The sequence below is a fragment of the Streptomyces sp. NPDC001781 genome (assembly GCF_053596035.1).
In genome coordinates this window covers 1-23,652 of record NZ_JBSFFI010000041.1, presented here as the reverse complement: position 1 = coordinate 23,652, position 23,652 = coordinate 1, and the positions used below count along the sequence as shown (strand labels likewise).

Below are 23,652 nucleotides of genomic sequence, written 5' to 3'. Positions count from 1 at the left end.
GTCGTGCTCTGTGAGCAGGGGGATCCCCGGCCGCGTCGTGATGCGGGACGACGCGGCGGTCCTCGGCCCGCCGGCACGCCCGACCCCTCCCGCTCCCGGTACGCGGCGGTCCCGGCCTCCGCTCAGCCGAACCGGCGCGCCAGGTACTCCTCGAACGTCCCCTTGCCCACCGCCTGTTCCGGAGCCAGGTGGCCGCCCGCGCGGAAGGCGCCGTACGTCCGGCCGAACAGCGGGACCTCCAGCAGGCGGCGGTGTCTGCCCGTGGCGTCCAGGTGGGCGCGGGCCAGGGAGGGGACGGAGCGGATCTCGGGACCGCCCATGTCGGGGACGCGGCCCGCGGGGGCGGACAGGGCCAGCCCGGCCAGGCGGTCGGCGACTTCGGAGACCTCCACCGGCTGGTCGGACAGGGCGGCGGGGAGGAGGGCCACCGGGGGTGCGGTGAGTCTGCCCAGGAAGGCGGCGATCAGGTCGTGGAACTGGGTCGCGCGCAGCACGGTCCAGCCGAGCCCGGACTCCTCGATCCGCCGCTCCACCGCGAGCTTGGCGCGGTAGTAGGGCAGCGGCACCCGGTCCACGCCGACGATGGAGATGTACACCAGGTGCGCCACCCCGGCCCGCCGCGCGGCCGCGATCAGTTGGGCCGCCGCCCTCTCGTCGCCGCCGTCGGGGGAGCTGGCGCAGTGCACCACGATGTCCACGCCGGTCAGCGCCGCGTCCAGCGCGGGGCCGCCCCGGCGGAGATCGGCCGCGTACGGCTCGCTGTGCCGGCTGAGCACCCGCACCTCGCGGCCGTCCGCCCGGAGCCTCTCCGTCACCGGCCGGCCGAGTGTGCCGGTGCCGCCCGTCACCAGGATCGTGGTCATGCCGCTCGCCTTCCCGAAGGTGTGGGGCGGCCCGTCCGGCACGCCCCCACGAACCAGGACGGCTCCGGCCCGGCGGATGTGACATGCCGCTGGGGTGACCCGGCGGAGGGCAAGGGCCGTCGTCACCGCCGCCGGGTCCGGTCGCACCATAAAAGGACTAGACCACCTCGTCAATAGGTCCGGACCAATCGCAACTCCCATCAGGGGTAGGAGTGTTGTGTCGGGCACCACCCGGACGGCCGCCCTGTGAGACAGCCCACACCGACCCCTTGTATGACCGGCGGGTGGGCGTGGCAGACTTGCGGTGTACCAGAAGCAGCGCACTCCGGGGTCGGTGAAAGTCCGAACCGGCGGTTACAGTCCGCGACCCGGTCGCCTCCAGCGGCCGGTTGACCAGGTGAAATTCCTGGACCGACGGTTAAAGTCCGGATGGGAGGCAGTGCGCGGCGGGCGGGCATCACCATGCGCGCCGTCGTATCCAGGTCTCGTCCCTCGGGACGGGTCCCTCTCGGCGTCGTGATCCGGTGCATTCCCCTCGTCCATGCCGTCGTCATCGACCGGCCCCCGGAGTCCGTGCCCGAAGAGGCAGGAGGACCGGGGACGTGTTCACCGGAATCGTGGAAGAGCTGGGCGAGGTCACCGCCGTCGAGAACCTCGGCGACGCCTCCCGTTTCCGGCTCCGAGGCCCCGTCGTCACCGAAGGCGCGCGGCACGGCGACTCCATCGCCGTCAACGGCGTCTGTCTCACCGTGGTCGACCACGAGGGTGACGAGTTCACCGCCGACGTGATGGCCGAGACCCTCAAGCGCTCCAGCCTGGGCGCCCTCGCCGTCGGCTCCCGCGTCAATCTCGAACGGCCCACCGCCGTCGGCGCCCGCCTCGGCGGCCACATCGTGCAGGGCCATGTCGACGGCTCCGGCGAGGTTCTCGCCCGTACCCCGTCCGAGCACTGGGAGATCGTGAAGATCTCGCTGCCGCTTGCCCTGTCGCGCTACGTGGTGGAGAAGGGCTCCATCACGGTCGACGGCATCAGCCTCACCGTGGTCGAGGCGGGCCCCGACTTCTTCACCGTCAGCCTCATCCCGACCACGCTCGCCCTGACCACGCTCGGCCACAAGCAGCCCGGCGACCCGGTCAACCTCGAGGTCGACGTCATCGCCAAGTACGTCGAGCGGCTGCTCGCCGCCGGACAGGAGGCAGGCGCGTGAACTCGCTCAACACCGAGGCGTTCACCCTGTTCGGCCAGCACATCCTCTGGTCGGACATGATCGGCAACCTCTTCGGCCTGGCCGCCCTCGCGCTCGGCTGGCGCCGCTCCCTCGTGACCTGGCCGGTCCAGTTCGTCTCCGGCCTGGTCCTCTTCGCCGCCTTCTACGGCCACCTCGCCGGCAGCGCGGGCAAGCAGGTCGTCGTCATGGCCGTCGCCCTCTACGGCTTCTGGCAGTGGAGCCGCAGCCGCGGCAGGGCCGCGGACGGCCACATCGCCCCCCGCTTCGCCACCTGGCGCGAACGCGCCGCCATGGCCGCCGCGGCCGCCGCCGGCACCGTCGCCGTCGCGCTGGTCTTCACCGCGTACCCGTCCCTGTCCTGGGACCCCTGGCCGGACGCCTACATCTTCGTCGGCACCCTCGTCGCGATGTACGCCCAGGCCAAGGGCATGGTCGAGTTCTGGATCGCCTGGCTGCTCGTCGACGTCGTCGGCGTCCCGCTCAACTTCGCGGGCGGCTACGCCTTCTCCGGCTTCGTCTACGTGATCTACGGTGCGCTCGTCCTGTGGGGCATGCGCGACTGGTGGCTGCGCTCCCGCGGGACCGCGCGGCCCGTCCTGGAAGGAACGCCCGCATGACCTCAGCACCCCCGCTGCACCCCCGTGACAGCATCGAAGACCTCCGCCTCGATCCCGTCGAGCAGGCCGTCGCCGACATCGCCGCGGGCCGGCCCGTGGTGGTCGTGGACGACGAGGACCGGGAGAACGAGGGCGACCTCGTCATCGCCGCCGAGAAGATCACCCCCGAGATCGTCGCCTTCATGATGAGCGAGTGCCGGGGACTGATCTGCGCGCCCATGGAGGGCGCCGAACTCGACCGGCTGAAGCTGCCGCAGATGGTCGAGGACAACACCGAGTCGATGAAGACCGCCTTCACCGTCTCCGTGGACGCCTCGCCCGCGCACGGCGTGACCACCGGCATCTCCGCCACCGACCGCGCCACCACCCTCAGGCTGCTGGCCGGCGGTACGGCCCAGCCCGCCGACCTGGTGCGCCCCGGCCACATCTTCCCCCTGCGCGCCCGCGAGGGCGGCGTCCTGGTCCGCGACGGCCACACCGAGGCCGCCGTCGACCTCGCCCGGCTCGCCGGACTGCGCCCCGCCGGAGCCATCGTGGAGATCGCCGGCGAGGACGGCCGCATGCTGCGGCTGCCCGAGCTGATCCCGTTCGCCCGCGAGCACGGCCTGACGATCATCTCCATCGCCGACCTCGTCGCTCACCTCCGCGCCCGCGCGGCCGGGGCCGAGCAGACCGCGACAGCGCCCCTCGGCCTCGCGCCCGGCGTCCGCCGCGAGGCCGAGACCAGCCTGCCCACCCGGCACGGCACCTTCACCGCCTACGGCTACCGGGCCCCCGACGGCGTCGAGCACGTCGCCCTCGTGCACGGCGACATCGGCGACGGCACCGGCGTGCTCGCCCGCGTCCACTCCGAATGCCTCACCGGCGACGTCTTCGCCTCCCTGCGCTGCGACTGCGGCCCCCAGCTCGACGCCGCCCTCGCCCGCGTCCACGCCGAGGGCCGGGGAGTCGTCGTCTACCTGCGCGGCCACGAGGGCCGCGGCATCGGCCTGCTGTCCAAGCTGCGCGCCTACGAACTCCAGGAGCGCGGCCGGGACACCCTGGACGCCAACCTGGAACTCGGGCTGCCCGCCGACGCCCGCGACTACGCGGCCGGCGCCCAGATCCTCGCCGACCTCGGCGTGCGCGACGTCCGGCTGATGACCAACAACCCGGACAAGACCGACGCGCTCACCCGGCACGGCATCAAGGTCACCGGCCGCGAGCCGATGCCGGTCCACGCCGACGAGCACAACGTCCGGTACCTGCGCACCAAACGCGACCGGATGGGCCATGACCTGCCCTGGCTGGACACCCCCGCGGTGTCCACCTGCGGCAACCAGTGAACGAACCGAACGAACAGCGCTAAGGAGCAACGTGAGCGGCAAGGGTGCACCGGAACTGTCCGTACGCAACGTCAGCGACCTCAGGGTCGCCGTCATCGCGGCGCAGTGGCACGACAAGGTGATGGACGGCCTGGTGAACGGCGCCCTGCGCGCCCTGCACGACCTGGGGATCGACGAGCCGACCCTGATCAGGGTCCCCGGAAGCTTCGAACTCCCCGTCGCCGCCAGGGTCCTGGCCGACCGCGGCTACCACGCCGTCGTCGCCCTCGGTGTCGTCATCCGGGGCGGCACCCCCCACTTCGACTACGTGTGCCAGGGCGTCACCCAGGGCCTCACCCAGGTGTCGGTGCAGACCGGCGTCCCCGTCGGCTTCGGCGTCCTCACCTGCGACACCGAGGAGCAGGCCCTGGACCGCGCCGGTCTCGAGGGCTCCAGCGAGGACAAGGGCCACGAGGCGGTCACCGCGGCCGTGGCCACGGCCGCCACACTCCGTTCGGTGTCCGAACCCTGGCACTGAGACCCCGTCCGGACCGCGTAGGCTGAGGACCACCATGTCCAATAAGACGTTCGAGGAGCTCTTCACCGAGCTCCAGCACAAGGCAGCCAACGGCGACCCCGCCACCTCCCGCACCGCCGAACTGGTGGGCAAGGGCGTCCATGCCATCGGCAAGAAGGTCGTCGAGGAGGCCGCCGAGGTCTGGATGGCCGCCGAGTACGAGGGCAAGGAAGCCGCCGCCGAGGAGATCTCGCAGTTGCTGTACCACGTGCAGGTGATGATGGTCGCCCGCGGCATCTCGCTGGACGACGTCTACGCCCACCTGTGATCCGTCCCCCCGTACGCCGAACCCACCGCACCGCCCCGTCACACGAAGGAAGCCGACCTCATGCTGCGCATCGCCGTCCCCAACAAGGGTTCCCTGTCCGGACCTGCGGGGGACATGCTGCATGAGGCCGGCTACCGGCAGCGGCGGGAGTCCAAGGAACTGCGCACCGTGGACCCGGTGAACGAGGTCGAGTTCTTCTACCTCCGCCCCCGGGACATCGCGATCTACGTCTCCTCCGGCCAGCTCGACATCGGCATCACCGGCCGGGACCTGCTGATCGACTCCGGCGCCGGAGCCGAGGAGATCCTCCCGCTCGGCTTCGCCCGCTCCACCTTCCACTTCGCCGCCCGCCCCGGCACCTTCGCCGGCACGGCCGACCTCAAGGGCCGCACGGTCGCCACCTCCTACGAGGGCATCGTCGCCCGCCACCTCGCGGACAACGCCATCGACGCCCCCGTGGTCCACCTCGACGGCGCCGTGGAGACCGCCATCGAGCTGGGTGTGGCCGAGATCATCGCGGACGTGGTGGAGACCGGCACCTCGCTGCGCAACGCCGGCCTCGAGGTCTTCGGCGAGCCCATCATGAAGTCCGAGGCTGTCGTCATCCGCCGCACCGGCGCCGGCACCGACGAGCCCAAGGTCCAGCAGTTCCTCCGCCGCCTCCAGGGCGTCCTGGTCGCGCGGACCTACGTGATGATGGACTACGACTGCCGTGTGGAGCAGCTCGAGAATGCCGTGGCGCTCACGCCGGGCCTGGAGTCCCCGACCGTCTCGCCCCTGCACAACGAGGGCTGGGTCGCCGTGCGCGCGATGGTCCCCACCAAGGACGCCCAGCGGATCATGGACGACCTCTACGCCATCGGGGCCCGTGCCATCCTGACCACGGCCATCCACGCCTGCCGTCTCTGAGGAACCGCGAGTCAGATGTCCGAGCTCTCCCCGCCCCCCGCCCCGCCCGCCCTCCCCGTCACCTTCCGGCCCGAACGCACGCGGGTGATCCTGCTCACCGCCGGATTGGCGATCTTCGTGGTCGTCGCCGCCGTCGCCCTCCTGCTGGACATGGGACCGGGGGAGCGCCTCAGCTTCATCGTCACCGGCGCCCTGATGGCCTGGGTGCTGGCCCGGCTGGCGCGGGTGAAGGTCGTCGCCGACGAGTCCGGTGTCACGGTCGTCAACATCGCGGGCAGCCGCAAGCTGGCCTGGGCCGAGATCGTCCGTGTCAACCTGCGTCCGGGCGACCCGTGGGTGTTCCTCGACCTCAGCGACGGCACCAGCCTGGCCGCGCTCGGCATCCAGCCGGGCGTCGCCAAGCAGCGCGCCATCGCCGACGCGCGGAGCCTGCGCACTCTGGTGGAGCAGCAGGCGCCGCTTGATCCCGAGTTCCCCCGAAGCTGAGGTCCCGGCGGGCCGAGCGCGGCCTCCGGGGCCCCTCGGGGTACCGGACCGGGGGCCACTCGGGGGCGGTCACCCTTGCCGCACCTGCCCCGGTCTTGACTAATCTGTTGGCGGAGGCCTTTCCACGCGCCTCCGCCTCCGTCGTGCCACGCCCGGCGCGCGGAGGTTTTCCCTGCTATCCGAGGAGTGACCCTCTCCGGCGATGGACGGATCGTCCTGTAGTACCTGCGCCGCCCCCTGCCGACATACCGCGGACCATCCGGCCCGCGGGCACGCGGAGGCGGCGGCATCATGAGCATCTCCCTGCTGCTCCTCGGAGCGGCCTTCCTGCTGATCCTGGCCAACGGGTTCTTCGTGGCCGCGGAGTTCGGCCTCGTCACCGTCGAGCGCCAGGACGCCGAGCAGGCCGCGGCCGAGGGCGACAAGCGCGCCCGTACGGTCGTGGAGTCGCTGAAGGAACTCTCCTTCCAGCTCTCCGGCACCCAGCTCGGCATCACCATCACCTCGCTCGTCGTCGGCATGCTCGCCGAACCGGCCCTCGCGGACCTGCTCGGAGGCCCCCTCGGCGCGCTCGGCGTTCCCGAGGGCGCGGCCTCCGGCGTCGCGGTCGTGGTCGGCATGCTGCTGGCCTCCGCGATCCAGATGGTCGTCGGTGAGCTGGTCCCCAAGAACTGGGCGGTCTCCAAGCCGCTCCAGGTCGCGCGGTTCGTCGCGGGCCCCCAGCACCTGTTCTCGCGGCTGTTCCGGCCGGTGATCTCCGCGCTCAACACGGTCGCCAACCGGCTGGTGCGCGCCCTCGGCGTCGAACCCGCCGACGAACTCGCCTCCGCCCGCACCCCCGGCGAACTGGTCTCCCTGGCCCGGCACTCAGCACGGGCCGGCGCCATGGAACAGGACACGGCCGATCTGTTCGTCCGCACCCTGTCCCTCGGCGACCTGACCGCCCAGCACGTCATGACCCCGCGGGTGAAGGTCAGCGCGCTCCAGGACTCGGCCACCGCCGAGGACGTCGTCAACCTCACCCGTGCCACCGGCCTGTCCCGCTTCCCCGTCTACCGGGAGCGGATCGACGAGGTCGTCGGCATGGTCCACCTCAAGGACGCCCTCGCGGTCCCGGCGGCCGAGCGCCTGCGCACCCCGGTCGCCCGGATCGCGGGCAAGGCCCTGCTGGTGCCCGAGACCCTGCCGGTGCGCCCCCTGCTGACCCGGCTGCGCAGCGAGCAGCCCATCGCGGTCGTCGTCGACGAGTACGGCGGCACCGCGGGCGTGGTCACGCTGGAGGACATCGTCGAGGAACTGGTCGGCGAGGTCCGCGACGAGCACGACCGCCAGGTGGTGCCGGAAGTCGCCCCCGCTCCGCCCGAGGACGGCCGTCCCGCGTGGGACGTGGACGGCGGCTGCCGCGTCGACGTCCTCACCCGCATCGGCCTGGACGCCCCCGAGGGCCCGTACGAGACCGTCGCCGGGCTCGTGGCCGACCTGCTCGGCCGTATCCCTGCCCCAGGTGACCGGGCCGAGCTGCCCGGCTGGCGGCTGTCCGTGCGCCAGGTCCGCCACTACCGCGCCGAGCGGGTCCGCCTGGTCCGGACGGCGCCCGCCGCCCAGCAGACGGAGGCCGCCCGATGAGCGTCGTCCAACTTCTCTTCGCCGCGCTGCTCGTGCTCGCCAACGGATTCTTCGTCGGCGCCGAGTTCGCGCTCGTCTCCGTCCGGCGCAGCCAGATCGAGCCGCTCGGCACCGCGCGCGCCCGCCAGGTGCTGCACGGTCTGGAACGGCTGCCGCAGATGATGGCGGCCGCCCAGTTCGGCATCACCGTCTGCTCGCTGACCCTGGGCGCGGTGGCCGAGCCGACCGTTGCCCATCTGCTGGAGCCGCTGTTCGAGGCCGTCCATCTGCCCGAGGGCATGATCCACCCGCTGGGCTACGTGATCGCGCTGGCCGCGGTGGTCTTCTTCCACCTGGTCATCGGGGAGATGGTGCCGAAGAACCTGGCCATGGCCGCACCCGAGAAGGCCGCGCTGTGGCTCGGCCCCGGCCTGGTGTACTTCGCCCGGATCTGCAAGCCCGTCACGGTGGCGCTCGGCGCCTGCGCGCAGGGCATCCTGCGGCTGTTCCGCGTCGAGCCCAAGGACGAGGTCGAGGCCGTCGTCACCAGCGAACAGCTCAACCGCCTGCTGGAGGACTCGAGCCAGGCCGGGCTGCTCGACCCGGAGGCGCAGGAGAGGCTGGAGGACGCGCTGGAACTGGGCTCCCGCCCGGTCACCGATGTCCTCCTCAGACGGGAGACCCTCGTGACCGTGCCGCCCTCGGTGACCCCGGGGGAGATCGTCGAGCTGACCGCGCGCACCGGCTACTCCCGCTTCCCGGTGGCCGCCGGCGCGGGCGCCTTCATGGGGTACGTGCACGTGAAGGACGTCCTCGACCTCGAGGACTCCGACCGCGCCGTGCCGCAGCACGTGTGGCGTCCGATGGCCACGATGCGGGCCGAGCTCCCGCTGGACGACGCGCTGACCGTCATGCGCCGGGCCGCCACGCACCTGGCCCAGGTGGCGGACGCCTCCGGCCGGGTGCTGGGCCTGGTCGCGCTGGAGGACGCGCTGGAGCTGCTGGTGGGCGAGGTCCACGACCCGGCCCACCCGGAGACCCCGCAGGCCGCGCCGAGGACGGAACCGGCGCCGTTGCGCCCGACCCCGGCCCGGCCGCGCAAGAGCGAGGACCCGGAGCAGGCCCTGGCCACCTAGTGCTGTGACCGGAAAGGTCTGCCGGAAAGCTCGCGGCGTCCGGTGCGGTGCGTCGCAAGGCGGAGCATCGCCCGCGTACTGGATGTACTCGGGCGATGCGACAACGCGGCGAGGTGCCGTGCCGGACCGCGCGAGCCCGGCGTGGTTCGGACGAGAGGCCGCCGGGCCGGCTCAGACCGGCCGGGCCGCGGGGCCCGTCACATCGCCGACGGGTCCTGCGGCGCCCGCCCCGACAGCACCTCGCCGTACGCCTGCATCAGATCCGGCAGGCGCAGGGTGGCCAGGTCCTCGCGGGAGAGGAGGCCCGGACAGGTGGACAGCCGCAGATCCCGGTACGCGCAGCTCTTCTCGTACAGCGTGCGCAGGAAGCGGCCGTTGCCCAGTTCGTCGATCCAGCCCTGGTCGACCACGTGCCCGGCGATGGAGCGCAGCTCCTCCACCGCCTCCTCGTCCCACGCGTCCCCGTTCTCGGCCGCGAGCACCCGCCCGATCTCGGTCAGTTCCAGCGGGCGGTAGGAGGGGAAGTCCACGCGGGTGGTGAAGCGGGACGACAGACCCGGGTTGGCCGCCAGCAGCCGGTCCATGCCCTCGGGATACCCGGCGAGGATCACCACCAGATGGTCCCGGTTGTCCTCGGCCCGCTTCAGCAGCACCTGGAGCGCCTCGTCGCCGTAGGCGTCGCCCTTGCCGTAGCCGGAGTTGGACAGCGCGTACGCCTCGTCCACGAAGAGGACCCCGCCGATGGCCGAGTCGATCAGTTCGTTGGCCTTCACCGCGGTCTGGCCGAGGTACTCGCCGACCAGGTCGGCCCGCTGGGCCTCCACCAGGTGGTCGCCGCCGAGCAGGCCGAGTGCGTAGAAGACCCGGCCGAGGATGCGGGCCACCGTGGTCTTGCCGGTGCCGGAGGGGCCGGAGAAGACGAAGTGCCGTTTCGGCGGCTGGACCGGGAGCCCCTGCCCGGCGCGCAGCCGGGCCATGTTCAGCTGCGCCGAGAGCGCCTTCACCTGGCGCTTGACGGGTTCCAGACCCACCATGCGCTCCAGCTCGGCCAGCGCCTCCTCCAGCAGGCCCGGATCGGTCGGCCCGGCCGGCAGGTTGGAGGGGGAGAGCCCGCTCCTGAGACGGACCGCGCGGTCCCCGGCCGAGGGCAGCGGGCCGGCCACCGGGTCGGGCTCGGCGAACCTGAGGTCCCGGCCCTCCGCGCCGAACAGCGGGTCGAGGGTGTCGGGGCCGTCCATGGTGTCCTGGCCGGCGCCGGACAGGGTGACCGCCGCGAAGTCGGCGGGGTCGTCGTACCCGTCGCCCTCGGCGATGGCGGCGAGCCGGGCGGAGGTGTCCATGAACGCCGGGTCGACCCGGTGCACCGCCCGGTACAGCGGGAGAGCGGCGGCGCTGCGGCCGGTGCCCTCGTGGGCGCGCGCCAGCCAGTAGCGCAGCTCCTTGCGCTGCGGCTGCTCGCTGCGGCAGCGCATCAGCGCGGCCGCGAGCAGCGGCTCGGCCTGCCCGTACGTCTCCAGCCGGACGCGGGCCATGCCGCCGAACAGGCCCGCCTCTATGCCGAGCAGCGGATCGTCCAGCAGCGGGTCGGTGTGCCGGACCAACTGGTCCCAGTCCTTGACCAGATAGGCGCGGCAGGCGTGCAGGAACCGCACCTGCGGATCGGTGTCCACGGGCGGCAGCCCGGCAAGCGCCCGGTCCAGCTCCGGCACATGGCGGCCGTCCAGCCAGTGCGAGGCGTGCGCAAGCAGCAGATCGCGGGGGCTCTCCAGCACCGGCTGCACCCACCAGCCGAGCCAGTACCAGGAGTTGAGGGAGCGTCGGTGCCGGGCGCGCTGCTCGCCGAAGCGGTCGCGGTGCTTGAACATCCGAAGCAGCGCCGTGGTCGTGTCGACCCTGAGCGCGTGCAGCCCGAGCCAGGCGTCGGCCATCCCCGGGTCCATCCGCGACGCGGCGCGGAACTCCTCCTCGGCCTGCGGGTAGGCGCCCATCGTGTAGGCGTCCACGCCCCGCACCCAGGCGAGATCGGCCGGGGCCTCGGGACCCTGCGTGCCGAAGTCCATCACGTCCCCCACGAACCGTGCCCCCCGTTGGTTGCCCGCCGGGCAGGCGCTCGGCGGTCGCCGCGGTCGAACCACTGCACCGCGGACCGGAGTTGCCGGTGCGCGAGGCTGCTGCTCGAAGGCCGCACCGAGGGCATCGTACCCGCGGGGGCACCGGCTGCCGAAGGGTGCCGCAGGGGGCGTTTGGCGAGGTGGGAGCATGCGGGGCGCACGGGGCGCGGTCACCGAGCGTGATCAAATCGGCGCATTCGGCGCCCCGGAATCCGGCTGGAGGCAGAACGAAGCCCCCGATCACGGGGGAACAATCGGGGGCTTCGTGTCCTCGGGACGGCCCGCCAGGGGCCGTGTGTGGAGAACGTAAGACCTGTAAGGGCGGCAGGTCAAGCCTGGTTGGAGCCCTGAACGAACTTCCGGGCCGACCGTCTTCACAAGTTCAGCACACAGCGGCCCGCTCGTCACTCCGAGTGAGGGTGCGGGGCGGGTGATTCCGCCCGGAGGGGGCTCGCGGGCCCTGCCGCCACCTCGTACCCCCTAGGTGTCGCGCGCACCACCAGGTCCGCGTGGGGGCGTGAGGGGTCGCCGGCGAAGTGTGCCCGCTCCGCCTGGGTCCAGCCGTCCCAGAACTCCCGCTGGGCCTCGCCGTCCCGGCGGCGGCCGCGCGCCCAGGACTCCCGCGCGTCCAGCTCCATCCACAGCAGGGCCGCCAGGTGCGGGCGCAGCGCCCGGCGCCCGGCGCCGACGCCCTCGACGAGGACGACGGGAGCGGGCGGCAGGACGCGGGGTGGGCCGAAGGCGCGCCGGGTCCAGTCGTAGGGGGCGTACCGCGCACTTCGTCCCCGGCCCAGCGGCTCGATCACCTGGGCGGTCAGGCGGGCGGTCCAGGAGAACAGCTCGTCGTGCGTGGCGATGTCGTCCAGGTGCAGCACCGGCGCCCCGCCGAGCGCGGCGGCCAGGTGTCCGGCGAAAGTGGACTTCCCGGAGCCCGCGTGCCCGTCGACACCGATCAGCCGGACCGGCCCCAGGGACGGGGGGAGGGCGCTCAGCCGGCGGGCGAGGTCGTGAATGGCGATTCCTGAGGTGCGGTGCGGTGCGGGGGGAGTACTGCCGGAAGCAGTCTAGGGGCTGTCCCCGTAATCCCCGGTGGATCAGGGCGCGGCGTCGGATGCGGTGCGTCGCAAGGCGGAGGGCCGTCAGCACACTGGGCGTATGCGGACGATCCGGCAACGCGGCGAGGTGCCGTGGCCGTCGTAGCGCGCCCGCCGGGGATTACGGGACAGCCCTTGGAAGACAGCCCTTAGCGGGGGGCGGGAGACGTGCCGGGCGGGCCGGAAAACGCTGCTTCCCGAGGCGTTCGCCGACCTGCGGTCAATCGGTGCAGATTTCCCCCCGGAATCCGCCGACCGATATGTGAAATTCGGCGTTCCAGGTGTGTCGCGTGGTGAGTAAGGTGCGTCCTGCACAACTGCGACGCGTCGTATCGGGACGGACAGGGGAGCATGGCCGCGGAGTTATTCGAGGGGCAGTACGTCTGGCACCCGGCGGCCGACGACCGCGTCCTGGCGAGCGTGTGCGTCGACGTACGGGCGGGGCGCCACCGTTACGCCTGTGAGGCCCTCGCCGAGACCCGGTCCGACTTCGCCCTGCGCGCCCACCGTTCGCTGGTGCTGGCCTCGGAGGCGGCCGGCACCGACCTGGTGGAGCGCTGGCTCGCCGAGGAACCGTCGCCCGAGGCCGCGCTGATGTGGGCGCGAGTGGCCGTGCAGCGGGCGATGCGGGCCGCCGACACGCGCGACGGACGCGCCGAGGCGCTGGAGCGGATAGCGCTGGCCGCCTGTGAACGCGCCTCCGCCCTCGCCCCGGACGATCCCACTCCCTGGGTCGCCAAGCTGACCATGGCCCGGCTGCACCACTTGCGCGAACCCGCGCCGCAGGGCCTGCTCACCGCGCCGCCCGGTCCCTGGCGGCTGTTCGCCCACATCCTGTCCCTGGATCCCTGGCACCGCGAGGCCCACCACCGCTTCCTCTCGTTCTTCTTCACCCGGCACGGCGGCACGGTCAACGCCGCCTGGGACGTGGCCGCCTTCCTCAGCCAGCGCGCCCCCGCCCACTCAGCCCTCCGGCTGCTGCCGCTGGTCGCGCTGGTGGAGAGCTACAACCCGACGCAGCTGCTCGCCGACCGGGTCTGGGAGCAGCCGCAGTGGCGCTCCACCGCGCTGGCCGCCTACCACAACTGGCTCCCCACGGTGGCCCGTTCCCGCTTCACCCCGGTGCTCGACCTGGCCTACCTCGCGCACGCGCTGGTCATGGGCCAGAGCGAGTTCGAGGCACGGGCGGTCTTCGCGGCGATGGGCCCCTACGCCTCGCGCATGCCGTGGAGCGCCTTCGGTGACCCCGCCGAACAGCTCTCCCGCGCCCGGCGCGCCTGCGGACTGCCCGTGCCCGGACCCGCCTGAGACCGCACCTCACGCGTCCACCCCCCAACAGAAAGGCAGATCAGTGTCGGAACGGATATCGCCGCCAGGGGCCGAGGCTCCGGCGGCCGTGGAACCGGTCGTGCTCGACGACGACGCGACCCTGCACGCGATGGGTTATCCGCGCAAACTCACGCGCCGTTTCAAAGCGTTCGACAATTTCGCGATCTCCTTCACCATCATCAATGTCCTCTCGGGTATTTTCTCGTCCTTCGGATTCGGCCTGGGTGCGGGCGGCCCCCGTATTCTCGTGTTCGGCTGGATCGGCGTATCCGTGATGGTTCTCTTCATCGGCGCCGCCATGGCGGAGGTCGCCTCCGCCTATCCGACCAGCGGCGCGCTGTACTTCTCCGCCGGTAAACTCGCCAAACGGCACAAGGGTGCCTGGTCCTGGTTCACCGGCTGGCTGAACTTCGTCGGGCAGATCGGCGGCACCGCCGCGACGGGGTACGCGGCCGCCACCTTCATCCAGGCGTTCATCGCCCTGCAGTGGTCCTCGTACGAGCCCACCGCCCACCAGACGGTGCTGATCACCGCGCTGATCATCGTGCTCCAGGGTCTCGCCAACACCTACACCGTCCAGCTCGTCGCGGTGCTGAACCGCATTTCCGTGTGGTGGCTGCTGATCGGACTCGTGGTGATCGTGGGCGCACTCATCGTGATTCCCGATCACCACCAGTCGGCGTCCTTCGTCACGCATTTCGAGAACAACACCGGCTTCACCAACGGGCTTTACGGCGGCATGCTGGGCCTGCTGGTCACGAGCTGGACCTTCACCGGCTTCGACGGCAGCTTCCACATGTCGGAGGAAACCGTCCAGGCGACCGTCAACGCCCCCAAGGGCATCACCCGCGCCATCGGCTATTCGGCGATCACCGGCCTGATCCTGATGCTCGCGCTGGTCTACAGCATGAGCGACTACACCGAGGTGGCCGGCTCGGACGCGCCTCCCGTCCAGATCCTCATCGACGGGCTCGGCATCGGCACGGCCAAGGTCATGCTGCTGATCGTCATCGGCGCCATGCTCTTCTGCGGCCTGGCCAACCTCACCAGCAACACCCGGCAGATCTTCGCCTTCTCGCGCGACGGCGCGATGCCCGGCTCCCGCTGGTGGCACTCCGTCTCGCAGCGCACCCGGACGCCCGTCAAGGCGGTCTGGCTCGCCGTGGGCTGCTCGCTCGCCCTGGTGGTGCCCGGCTGGTGGTCCCACACGGCGTTCACGGCGATCGTCAGCGTCAACGTGGTCGGACTGTTCCTCGCCTACGCGGTGCCGATCTTCCTGCGGCTGCGGCTCGGCGACGACTTCCAGCCCGGCCCCTGGCACCTGGGCCGCTGGGGCCGGCCGATCGGCTGGGTCGCGGTGGTCTGGATCCTGCTCAGCAGCCTGCTGTTCATGCTCCCGCAGGCGTCCCCGATCACGGTGGACTCCTTCAACTACGCGCCGATCGCGCTCGCGGCCGTGCTGCTCGTCGCCACACTCTGGTGGTTCGCCACCGCTCGCCGCCGCTTCCAGGGCCCGGTCAGCTACGGCCGTCCCGACGAGGTCGCGGCGATGGACCTGGTCTGATCCGCCACGGTGGCATGAGCCTGCCATGACAGGGCCCCGGTGCACGGCACTCCGCCCGCACCGGGGCCGTGTCATGCCGGAGAGCCGGTTCCCGCCATTGGCCGAGACCAATAATCATGGGCGCGGCATGCGCCGAAGTGCTGGCGGGGGCATGTCGGCTGCTCCATAGTTGGCGCACGACCGTGCACCCGAGTCGGCGCACAGCAGTCCACCTGAACCGTCCCGACCCGGACCTGGGGGTAGTCGCGCCCATGAGCAGAGCCCAGCAGCCGTCCCGCCGCACCGTTCTCGCCGCAGCCGTCGCCGTCGCGGTAGCTGCCGGGACGGCGCCCGCGGCCGCCGCCACCGCACCCGCGGCCGCCGACGACTCGGGCCGCGCGCCCGCCCGTCCCGTCGACAACCGCGCCTGGACCACGCACCCCGACTGGCGCGGCGGCACGGGACGCGGCGTCCGGACCGTGCCCGGCCGGCGCCCCGGCATCGCCATCGCCGTGCCGGAGGGCCGCACCGACTACACCGACCCGCACACCGGGACCACCGCCGCCTGGGAGTACGCGACCTGGACCTCCCCGCTGCACCGGCTGCGGGTGCCCGCCAGCGAGCTGATCGCGTCCTGGAACGCCGACACCCCGGCCGGTACCTGGCTCCAGATCGAACTCCAGGCCGCCTACTCCGACGGCACGACCGCCCCCTGGTACGTGATGGGCCGCTGGGCCGCGGGCGACGAGGACATCAAACGGACCTCGGTGGACGACCAGAGCGACGGCAAGAGCTCGGTGTGGACCGACACCTTCGCCATCGACGACGCGAGCACCGGCCTGCGCGCGGTCGCCTACCGGCTGCGCCTCACCCTGTACCGGACGCCGGGCACCCGCCGGACCCCGACCGTGTGGCGGGTCGGCGCGATGGGCTCCGACGTCCCCGACCGCTTCACCGTCCCGGCCTCCACCCCCGGGCTCGCCCGCGAACTGGCCGTACCGCGCTACTCCCAGGAGATCCACAAGGGCCAGTACCCCGAGTACGACAACGGCGGCGAGGCGTGGTGCAGCCCGACCTCCTCGCAGATGATCATCGAGTACTGGGGCGGCAGGCTCACCCCCGAGCAGCTCGCCTGGGTCGACCCCTCCTACGCCGACCCGCAGGTCGACCACGCCGCCCGGTACACCTACGACCACCAGTACACCGGCTGCGGCAACTGGCCGTTCAACGCCGCCTACGCGGCCACCTTCCCCGGCATCCAGGGCGTGGTGACCCGGCTGACCTCGCTCACCGACCTGGAGACCCTGATCGCGGCGGGCATCCCGGCCATCACCTCCCAGTCCTTCCTCAAGACCGAGCTGACCGGCGCCGGTTACGGCACCTCCGGTCACCTGATGACGGTCATCGGCTTCACCGCTTCCGGAGACGTCATCGCCAACGACCCCGCCTCGCCCGGCGACCCCGAGGTGCGCCGGGTCTACGCCAGGCGGGAATGGGAGAACATCTGGCTGCGCACCAAGCGCTACGACGCGAACGGCAAGGTCAGGAGCGGTACGGGCGGCGTCTGCTATCTGTACTTCCCGGCCCGCCCGACCCCGCGCCAGCTCCGCGCGCTCGCGGCGGTGGGCGTGCGCTGATCCCGTAGGGGGGCGGCCGGGCTCCGGCCCGGCGGCCCCCCTCTGCCGTACCGCGCGGGTCCCGCCGGGCGTCGGCAACAGGGCAGGGCCTGAGTCCGTGTCAGCAGCGGGCGGCCGTCTCCTTCGGAGCGCACGGCACCGGCCGCCCCGCGGCCCACCGCGGCGGAACTCCTCTCCCTCGGCCCTCGCCAAGGGACTGATCCACCGCCGCGTCCACAGCCCCCCCCCCGCAGCGGACCGCCTCCAGCGCACCGTCGACGGTGCGCGGTGTCGAAGGCGCCACGGCCGACCGGCTCGGCCGCCCGCCGCCGACCCGCCGCCGCCCCGGGCGAGCTGCTGGTCAAGCCGCTGAAGGCGCCCCCGCGCACCATCGGGGGAGCCGGACCCCTCCTGCCCGGCTCCGCCCCCGGCCCGCCGGGACGGCCGGGACGGCCGGGACGACCCCGCGTAACGGCCCCGGCTGGATTCTTCAAGTAAGCGGTCGTTAACTGGTGACGGGAGGTCCCCGATCGGGCATACTCACGGCACAAGCCGCTGGTCAGCCGCTTCCGAGACCCGGAAGCGGGCCCTCGGCGCAACCGGAGCGATCGCGCGGAGCCGCCCCACCCAAGGCGCACATCCGCCGATGTGCCCGCACAGGGAGGAGTCCGACGCCATGTCCGACCGCGAAACGCAGCCGGTGGAGCGTCAACTGCCCACGGACGAGGCGAGGGATCTGCTCGCCCTGGTCCGGGACATCTCACAGCGCGAGATCGCGCCGAAGGCGGCCGAGGAGGAGGACGCCGGACGCTTCCCCCGCGAGGTCTTCACCCTCCTGTCGGAAGCCGGCCTGCTGGGCCTGCCCTACGACCCCGAGCACGGCGGCGGCGAGCAGCCCTACGAGGTCTACCTCCAGGTGCTGGAGGAACTCGCCGCGGCCCGGCTCACCGTCGGCCTCGGCGTCAGCGTCCACACCCTCGCCTCGTACGCGCTCGCCACCCACGGCACCAAGCAGCAGCAGGTCGAGCACCTGCCCGCCATGCTCGGCGGCGGCCTGCTCGGCGCCTACTGCCTCTCCGAGCCGTCCTCGGGCTCCGACGCGGCCTCCCTGCGCACCAGGGCCGTCCGGGACGGTGACGGCTGGGTGCTGAGCGGCACCAAGGCGTGGATCACCCACGGCGGCATCGCCGATTTCTACACCGTGATGGCCCGCACCGGCGACGACGGCCCGCGCGGCATCACCGCGTTCCTGGTGCCCGGCGACGCCGAGGGTCTGAGCGCGGCCGTGCCGGAGAAGAAGATGGGCCTCAAGGGCAGCCCCACCGCCCAGGTTCACCTGGACGGCGTACGGGTTGCGGACGAGCGGCGCATCGGTGACGAGGGCCAGGGCTTCGGCATCGCCCTCTCGGCGCTCGACTCGGGCCGGCTCGGCATAGCGGCCTGCGCCATCGGCGTCGCCCAGGCCGCCCTGGACCAGGCCGTGGCGTACGCGACCGAGCGCCGGCAGTTCGGGCACCCCATCGCGGACTTCCAGGGACTGCGCTTCCTGCTGGCCGACATGGCCACCCAGATCGAGGCGGGCCGGGCGCTGTACCTGGCCGCGGCCCGGCTGAAGGACGCGGGCAGGCCGTTCGCCAAGCAGGCCGCGATGGCCAAGCTGCACTGCACCGACACCGCGATGCGGGTCACCGTCGACGCCGTTCAGGTCCTCGGCGGGTACGGCTACACCGCCGACTTCCCGGCCGAGCGCTACATGCGCGAGGCCAAGGTGCTGCAGATCGTCGAGGGCACCAACCAGATCCAGCGGATGGTCATCGCTCGTCATCTGGCGGGGCCGGAGAGTCGCTGAACTGCCCCCTGCGCACCGTCGGGGCCGCCAGCTCGGCCCACTCCGGGTCGTGGCGCCCCGGCAGTGTGCGGCCCCGGTCCGCCCAGACCCGCATCAGCTCGGTGTAGATGGGCGGGTCCGGGTGCGGCGAGGCGGTCGCGTCCGCCGACCGGGGCACGTAGACGCGGCGCTGACGCCCGGTGGCCGTCTGGGTGGGAGTCATGCCCGGCCAACGCGAGCGCGGCCGGGCAGGTCACCGGGGGGCGGAATCGAGCGTCAGTTCAGCGTCGTCCGCACGGTCAGGCGGCGGCCGTGCCGCGCATGACCGGCATCCGCATCGGGCGCGAGCCCGGACCGCCCACGTGGGAGAACGGCTGCGTGCGCCAGTCCAGGCCCTGGGGGAGCGTCAGCAGCAGCGCGGTGTCCTGCTCCTGCGGCTCGAAGGACTCGTCGGCGGGGCGGGCGTCCGCCGCCGCGCGGCCCGTACCGGCACAGGCCGTCAGGCCGAAGGGGTTCCACGGCGAGGCGCACAGCGCGTGCTCCGGCAGGGACTCCTCGTCCGCCAGCAGCGCGATGGCCTGCGCGCAGTCCGGGCAGATCACCCGGTACATCTCGAAGGTGTCGTAGTCGGCATCGAGACCGTAGGCGTCACCGGAGTACGGTTCGACACCCTCCGGCTCGGGCTCGACGACGAGTTGCTGCCGCTTGGCGGCGGAACGAACGGGGCGCTTGACACTCTGCATGGGATTCTCCCCCTAAGGCTGGGTCGAGAAGGCGCTGCGGCCTCGACCACAGCAAGCACTTCCCGCAGGTTCTCCGCGGTAACCGTGAGAACCTCACGCAGCGCGCTCACATGGTGTGGCGTTCGTCACAGGCTAACGGTGGATATCCGCCCAGATGCCGCGTGCCGCGCCATCGGAACCCGCGGAAGTTCCCCCGCGCGCACGCGCGCGAGACCGCACGGTAGGTTCTGGCGCATGGAGGAGCTGGACCGTCAGATCGTGCAGTTGCTCGTCGAGGACGGGCGGATGAGCTACACGGACCTGGGCAAGGCCACGGGCCTGTCCACGTCGGCCGTGCACCAGCGCGTGCGCCGGCTCGAACAGCGGGGTGTCATCCGCGGCTACGCCGCGGTCGTCGACCCCGAGGCCGTCGGGCTGCCGATGACCGCGTTCATCTCCGTCAAGCCGTTCGACCCCAGCGCTCCCGACGACATCGCCGAGCGGCTCGCGGGAGTCCCCGAGATCGAGGCGTGCCACAGCGTCGCCGGGGACGAGAACTACATCCTCAAGGTGCGGGTGGCCACCCCGCACGAGCTGGAGGAACTCCTCGCCCGGCTGCGCTCCCTGGCCGGCGTCTCCACCCGCACCACCGTCGTGCTCTCCACCCCGTACGAGGCGCGCCCGCCGAAGATCTCCTGAGCACCTTTCCGCGCGCCCCGGTCCGGGTGCGCCGGGGGTACGGGGGAGACTGGTGGGCATGAGTGAGCAGCCCGCCGACCCCCAGACCGTCCTCCTGCGCCGGGGCGAGGTCCACAGCCCGGCCGACCCCTTCGCCACCGCGATGGTGGTGGAGCGCGGCCAGGTCGCCTGGGTGGGCTCGGAGGGCGCCGCCGACGCCTTCGCCGACGGGGTGGACGAGGTGATCGACCTCGACGGCGCCCTGGTCACCCCCGCCTTCACTGACGCCCATGTGCACACCACCGCCACCGGGCTCGCCCTGACCGGCCTCGACCTCTCCGGCGCGCCCACGCTGGAGTCGGCCCTCGCCCTGGTCCGGGAGTTCGCCGCCGCCCGCCCCGCCGACCGGGTCCTGCTGGGCCACGGCTGGGACGCGGCCCGCTGGCCCGGCGGCCGTCCGCCGACGCGTGCGGAGCTGGACGCGGCCACCGGAGGCCGCCCGCTCTATCTCTCCCGCGCCGACGTCCACTCCGCCGTCGTCAGCACCGCCCTGCTGGATCTCGTCCCGGCCGCGGTCAGCCGCGCCGACGCCCCGCTCACCGCCGACGACCACCACAGCGTCCGCGAGGCCGCTCTCGGCGCGCTCGCCCCGGCCCAGCGCGCCGAGGCCCAGCGCACCGCGCTCGCGCACGCGGCATCCCTCGGCATCGGCTCGGTGCACGAGTGCGGTGGCCCGCAGATCTCCTCCGAGGACGACTTCACCGGCCTGCTGCGGCTCGCCGGTGAGCTGCCCGGCCCCCGCGTCGTCGGCTACTGGGCCGAGCGGGACGTCGACAAGGCCCGCGAACTGGGCGCGTTGGGCGCGGCCGGGGACCTCTTCGTGGACGGCGCCCTGGGCTCCCACACCGCCTGCCTGCACCAGCCGTACGCCGACGCCCCGCACACCGGCACCGCCTACCTGGACGCCGACGCGGTCGCCGAGCACGTCGTCGCGTGCACCGAGGCCGGGCTCCAGGCGGGTTTCCACGCCATCGGCGACGCCGCCGTCACCGCGGTGGTCGAGGGGTTGCGCACCGCCGCGGAGAAGGTCGGCCTCGCGCGCGTGCGGGCCGCCCGGCACCGGGTCGAGCACGCCGAGATGCTCACCCCCGACACCGTCGCCGCCTTCGCCGAGCTGGGCCTGACCGCCTCCGTCCAGCCCGCCTTCGACGCCGTCTGGGGCGGCGAGGACGGCATGTACGCACGTCGTCTGGGCGCCGAGCGGGCCCGCAGCCTCAACCCGTACGCCGCCCTGCTGCGCGCCGGGGTGCCGCTCGCCTTCGGCTCCGACAGCCCGGTCACCCCGCTCGACCCCTGGGGCACCGTCCGCGCCGCGGCCTTCCACCGCACGGCGGAGCACCGGGTCTCGGTGCGGGCCGCGTTCACCGCACACACCCGCGGCGGCTGGCGCGCCATCGGCCGGGACGACGCGGGCGTCCTGGTGCCGGGCGCGCCCGCCGACTACGCGGTCTGGCACACCGGCGACCTCGTCGTGCAGGCCCCCGACGACCGGGTGGCCCGCTGGTCCACCGACCCCCGCTCCGGCACCCCAGGCCTGCCCGACCTCAGCCCCGGCGCCGGGCTTCCGCTCTGCCTGCGGACGGTGGTCGCAGGGCGGGCGGTGTTCGTACGGCCAGGCGAGTGATCTCCCGGCCCGGCGGGGGAGCCGAACGGGTGGCGCCGCCCGGTCGCCCTGCCTGCGCGTCCTCGCCATTTCCCGGTCGTGCCGGCGTATCCGCTGGCCAGGGGGCTGTTGACAGCCGACGGCGGGGGGCCGGTAGGTTCGGCCGAGTCCACCAACGGACGTTCGACCGGGGAGTGTTCGCACACTCGTCGCGGCGCCACTGGGTCAGGACGGTGTGCCGTACCGGGGCGCCGTCGACGGCAGCCAGGCGCAGTGCTCGCGCCGACGAGGGAGCGCTCCGGCCGGTCGGCAAGGTGTGACCCGGACGGGGCCCGCGCGCTCAGTAGACAACGGCTCTCGGTCGATCCGCAGCCAGCGGGTCCCAGGCCGGCCCGAAGGGCCGCGCGGGCCCCATCCGCCGCGCGAGACGCGCCGGAAAGCGGGCTCCTGCCCCGCTCACCGGCTTCCGACACCGCCCGAGCCCCGTGCCGCCGCGTCATCGCAGGCCGTGACCACTATGGTGGACGCCTGCGCACGACATGAAGGGGCAGCAGTGAACGACGGCGACGGGACCCTCTCGGCCAAGGCCGGAGGACGGCAGTTCGGTCCGCTCGGCACGGCCTTGGTGATCATTCCGACCTACAACGAGGCGGAGAACATCAAGACCATCGTGGGCCGGGTACGCAAGGCCGTCCCCGAGGCGCACGTCCTCGTGGCGGACGACAACAGCCCGGACGGCACCGGCAAGCTGGCCGACGAGCTGGCCGCCGCGGACGACCACGTCCAGGTGCTGCACCGCAAGGGCAAGGAGGGCCTGGGCGCCGCCTACCTCGCGGGCTTCCGCTGGGGACTGGAGCACGACTACGGCGTCCTGGTCGAGATGGACGCCGACGGCTCCCACCAGCCCGAGGAACTGCCCCGTCTGCTGACCGCCCTCAAGGGCGCCGACCTGGTCCTCGGCTCGCGCTGGGTGCCCGGCGGCCGGGTGGTGAACTGGCCCCGGTCGCGTGAGGTCATCTCCCGCGGCGGCAGCCTGTACTCCCGTATCGCCCTCGACCTGCCGCTGCGCGACATCACCGGCGGCTACCGCGCCTTTCGCGCGGAGACGCTCCAGGGGCTCGGTCTGGAGGAGGTCGCCTCCCAGGGCTACTGCTTCCAGGTCGACCTTGCCCGCCGGGCGGTCAAGGCCGGGTACCACGTGGTGGAGGTCCCGATCACCTTCGTGGAGCGCGAGTTCGGCGACTCCAAGATGAGCCGGGACATCCTCGTGGAGGCCCTGTGGCGGGTCACCGCGTGGGGCGTGGGCGACCGCGTCGGCAAGATCAAGAGCAAGGGCAGGTAGGCGGGCGGCGCCCCACGTGGCCGGGCCGCCAAGGGATGATCCACCCCTTACGCGGCACTGAGCCGGGCCCAGGCACACTGGAAGCATGACGACAGGCGCATCCACCCCCTTGCAGGCCGGGCAGACCGGGCGGTCCAAGCGCTCGGCGCCGCGGAGGTATCTGCCGCTCGCCCTGGCCGCGTGGCTGGTGCTGGAGATCTGGCTGCTCATCCTGGTCGCGGACGCGGCCGGCGGCCTCGCCGTGTTCCTGATCCTGGCGGCGAGCTTCGTGGCGGGCGCGGTCGTGGTGAAGCGGGCCGGCCGGCGTGCCTTCCGCAAACTGGACGAGGCCCTGCGGCGCGGTGCCGCGCCCTCCTCGGGCGGCGGCAGCAACGGTCTGCTGATGCTCGCCGGACTCCTGCTGATGCTGCCCGGCATGCTCTCCGACGTGGCCGGACTGCTCCTGCTGCTGCCCCCGGTGCAGAACCTGGTACGCCGGCGCACCGAGCACGTGGTGAGCCGCAAGCTGCGGGCGGCCACGCCGGGCGCTTTCGGGGACGCCTTCCAGCAGGCCCGTATCCACCGCCCGGACGGCAAGGTGGTGCAGGGAGAGGTGATCCGCGAGCGCCGCGACGACTCCACCGACGGGCCCCGGCCGCCGCTGGACCGCTGAGCGGGCGGCCGGACAGCGCAGAACCGCGGGCGCCGTACATCGTGACGATGTACGGGAACGCAAGAGAACACGACAGAACA

General features: G+C 72.7%; 22 protein-coding genes and 1 riboswitch. Of the genes, 17 read left to right on the top strand and 5 right to left on the bottom strand.

What is annotated here, in order from left to right:
* Positions 1–122: 122 nt before the first annotated feature.
* A complete protein-coding gene (locus tag ACWCV3_RS26855) occupies positions 123–863 on the bottom strand; it encodes an SDR family oxidoreductase (protein WP_451229235.1) in 741 nt (246 codons plus the stop codon).
* A gap of 316 nt (positions 864–1,179) precedes the next feature.
* Positions 1,180–1,310: riboswitch (FMN riboswitch) on the top strand.
* Positions 1,311–1,465: 155 nt separating this feature from the next.
* Between ACWCV3_RS26855 and ACWCV3_RS26850 the strand changes: the two genes are divergently transcribed.
* The 9 genes from ACWCV3_RS26850 (at position 1,466) to ACWCV3_RS26810 (ending at position 8,994) form a co-directional block, all read left to right on the top strand.
* Positions 1,466–2,071: a riboflavin synthase gene (locus ACWCV3_RS26850; protein ID WP_451229232.1), complete on the top strand. Its 606-nt coding sequence runs from the start codon at positions 1,466–1,468 to the stop codon at positions 2,069–2,071.
* Positions 2,068–2,709, top strand: coding sequence for a nicotinamide mononucleotide transporter family protein (locus ACWCV3_RS26845; RefSeq protein WP_451229229.1), 642 nt, complete (start codon positions 2,068–2,070; stop codon positions 2,707–2,709). Before ACWCV3_RS26850 ends, ACWCV3_RS26845 begins: the two co-directional genes overlap by 4 nt.
* Positions 2,706–4,034: a bifunctional 3,4-dihydroxy-2-butanone-4-phosphate synthase/GTP cyclohydrolase II gene (locus tag ACWCV3_RS26840; RefSeq protein WP_451229226.1), complete on the top strand. Its 1,329-nt coding sequence runs from the start codon at positions 2,706–2,708 to the stop codon at positions 4,032–4,034. The genes ACWCV3_RS26845 and ACWCV3_RS26840 overlap by 4 nt, the downstream gene beginning before the upstream one ends.
* A 31-nt stretch (positions 4,035–4,065) precedes the next feature.
* Positions 4,066–4,551, top strand: coding sequence for a 6,7-dimethyl-8-ribityllumazine synthase (gene ribH / locus ACWCV3_RS26835; protein ID WP_451229223.1), 486 nt, complete (start codon positions 4,066–4,068; stop codon positions 4,549–4,551).
* 34 nt (positions 4,552–4,585) lie between these two features.
* Complete coding sequence (locus ACWCV3_RS26830) at positions 4,586–4,858, top strand: phosphoribosyl-ATP diphosphatase (RefSeq protein ID WP_020117406.1); 273 nt, start codon at positions 4,586–4,588, stop codon at positions 4,856–4,858.
* A gap of 60 nt (positions 4,859–4,918) precedes the next feature.
* On the top strand, positions 4,919–5,767 hold the full coding sequence (gene hisG, locus ACWCV3_RS26825) for an ATP phosphoribosyltransferase (protein WP_451229219.1): 849 nt from the start codon (positions 4,919–4,921) through the stop codon (positions 5,765–5,767).
* A gap of 15 nt (positions 5,768–5,782) precedes the next feature.
* Positions 5,783–6,253, top strand: coding sequence for a PH domain-containing protein (locus ACWCV3_RS26820; RefSeq protein ID WP_451229216.1), 471 nt, complete (start codon positions 5,783–5,785; stop codon positions 6,251–6,253).
* Between the two features lie 291 nt (positions 6,254–6,544).
* Positions 6,545–7,879, top strand: a complete 1,335-nt coding sequence (locus tag ACWCV3_RS26815) for a hemolysin family protein (protein WP_451229213.1) — start codon at positions 6,545–6,547, stop codon at positions 7,877–7,879.
* Positions 7,876–8,994 (top strand): hemolysin family protein, encoded by a 1,119-nt coding sequence (locus ACWCV3_RS26810; RefSeq protein ID WP_451229210.1) that lies wholly within the window; start codon positions 7,876–7,878, stop codon positions 8,992–8,994. The genes ACWCV3_RS26815 and ACWCV3_RS26810 overlap by 4 nt, the downstream gene beginning before the upstream one ends.
* Before the next feature lie 197 nt (positions 8,995–9,191).
* On the opposite strand, the gene ACWCV3_RS26805 is transcribed toward ACWCV3_RS26810, so the two are convergent.
* Together ACWCV3_RS26805 and ACWCV3_RS26800 are read right to left on the bottom strand one after the other, a co-directional pair.
* Positions 9,192–11,054, bottom strand: coding sequence for an AAA family ATPase (locus ACWCV3_RS26805; RefSeq protein WP_451229294.1), 1,863 nt, complete (start codon positions 11,052–11,054; stop codon positions 9,192–9,194).
* Between the two features lie 455 nt (positions 11,055–11,509).
* Complete coding sequence (locus ACWCV3_RS26800; RefSeq protein ID WP_451229207.1) at positions 11,510–11,980, bottom strand: uridine kinase family protein; 471 nt, start codon at positions 11,978–11,980, stop codon at positions 11,510–11,512.
* A gap of 570 nt (positions 11,981–12,550) precedes the next feature.
* Between ACWCV3_RS26800 and ACWCV3_RS26795 the strand changes: the two genes are divergently transcribed.
* The 4 genes from ACWCV3_RS26795 (at position 12,551) to ACWCV3_RS26780 (ending at position 18,536) form a co-directional block, all read left to right on the top strand.
* Positions 12,551–13,507, top strand: coding sequence for a hypothetical protein (locus tag ACWCV3_RS26795; protein ID WP_451229204.1), 957 nt, complete (start codon positions 12,551–12,553; stop codon positions 13,505–13,507).
* A 43-nt stretch (positions 13,508–13,550) separates the two neighbouring features.
* Positions 13,551–15,092 (top strand): amino acid permease, encoded by a 1,542-nt coding sequence (locus ACWCV3_RS26790; protein ID WP_451229201.1) that lies wholly within the window; start codon positions 13,551–13,553, stop codon positions 15,090–15,092.
* A gap of 251 nt (positions 15,093–15,343) precedes the next feature.
* On the top strand, positions 15,344–16,708 hold the full coding sequence (locus ACWCV3_RS26785) for a peptidase C39 family protein (protein WP_451229198.1): 1,365 nt from the start codon (positions 15,344–15,346) through the stop codon (positions 16,706–16,708).
* Between the two features lie 655 nt (positions 16,709–17,363).
* Complete coding sequence (locus ACWCV3_RS26780; RefSeq protein WP_451229195.1) at positions 17,364–18,536, top strand: acyl-CoA dehydrogenase; 1,173 nt, start codon at positions 17,364–17,366, stop codon at positions 18,534–18,536.
* Here ACWCV3_RS26780 and ACWCV3_RS26775 read toward each other — a convergent pair.
* On the bottom strand, positions 18,499–18,738 hold the full coding sequence (locus ACWCV3_RS26775) for a hypothetical protein (protein ID WP_451229192.1): 240 nt from the start codon (positions 18,736–18,738) through the stop codon (positions 18,499–18,501). The genes ACWCV3_RS26780 and ACWCV3_RS26775 overlap by 38 nt on opposite strands.
* Before the next feature lie 76 nt (positions 18,739–18,814).
* Entirely contained in the window at positions 18,815–19,258 is a 444-nt protein-coding gene (locus tag ACWCV3_RS26770) for a hypothetical protein (RefSeq protein ID WP_451229189.1), read from the bottom strand.
* A gap of 234 nt (positions 19,259–19,492) precedes the next feature.
* On the opposite strand from ACWCV3_RS26770, the gene ACWCV3_RS26765 reads away from it, so the two are divergent.
* The 4 genes from ACWCV3_RS26765 to fxsA all read left to right on the top strand — a co-directional run bounded on the left by ACWCV3_RS26765 (position 19,493) and on the right by fxsA (position 23,572).
* Positions 19,493–19,936, top strand: coding sequence for an Lrp/AsnC family transcriptional regulator (locus ACWCV3_RS26765; RefSeq protein ID WP_451229186.1), 444 nt, complete (start codon positions 19,493–19,495; stop codon positions 19,934–19,936).
* 58 nt (positions 19,937–19,994) lie between these two features.
* The gene (locus ACWCV3_RS26760; protein ID WP_451229183.1) at positions 19,995–21,599 is read left to right on the top strand and encodes an amidohydrolase; all 1,605 of its coding nucleotides are present in this window, start codon (positions 19,995–19,997) and stop codon (positions 21,597–21,599) included.
* Positions 21,600–22,131: 532 nt separating this feature from the next.
* On the top strand, positions 22,132–22,920 hold the full coding sequence (locus ACWCV3_RS26755) for a polyprenol monophosphomannose synthase (RefSeq protein WP_451229180.1): 789 nt from the start codon (positions 22,132–22,134) through the stop codon (positions 22,918–22,920).
* Positions 22,921–23,005: 85 nt separating this feature from the next.
* On the top strand, positions 23,006–23,572 hold the full coding sequence (gene fxsA / locus ACWCV3_RS26750) for an FxsA family membrane protein (protein ID WP_451229177.1): 567 nt from the start codon (positions 23,006–23,008) through the stop codon (positions 23,570–23,572).
* The last annotated feature ends 80 nt before the right edge of the window (positions 23,573–23,652 follow it).